The sequence below is a fragment of the Vibrio sp. 10N.222.46.A1 genome, assembly GCF_041473595.1.
In the GTDB taxonomy this organism is placed as follows: Bacteria; Pseudomonadota; Gammaproteobacteria; order Enterobacterales; family Vibrionaceae; genus Vibrio; species Vibrio tasmaniensis_A.
Window position 1 is genome coordinate 1 of sequence record NZ_JBFRSN010001873.1, and the last position, 444, is coordinate 444.

Annotated in this window: 1 pseudogene; it reads right to left on the reverse strand. The window is 40.8% G+C overall.

Features of this window, described 5'->3' with window-relative positions:
* Positions 1-393, reverse strand: a pseudogene (locus tag AB4496_RS29715) (type VI secretion system membrane subunit TssM); the annotation flags it as partial.
* Positions 394-444 lie beyond the last annotated feature (51 nt).

A 444-nucleotide genomic window follows, 5' to 3' on the forward strand; every position in this document is an offset into this window, starting at 1 on the left:
GTATTCTGGGTGTTGATCTTCGCCAGTGCTTACCGAAACTAAAATGGAATGCTCGCTGACCCAAAATAGAATTGGGAATTCAATATCACTGCCAAAATCGTCGAGCTTATATGACTCATAACCCATTTGAGTGATGATACTTTTGTCTTTATTCGGATTTTGACTCAATAGTAGGTAGATTGGCAGGTCGTAGCGACTCATTAAGTGAGCTTTTGGCCGTTGCTTGCTGACCATGCGTTTGAAATGGTATGCCAGTTGCTTTTGTCTTTTCTGAATCAGCGATTTGTCGAATGACTCTTTTTGTGATGGTTCACTGCGGTTGATAAGAACCCAGTAACATACTAAGCCTACAAGTGTAGATATAATTGCGGTAGTAGCTAAAGCCCACGTCAAATATGCGTTGAGAGGTGTTAATAGAATTATGCTAGAGACGACGGTAAAAAG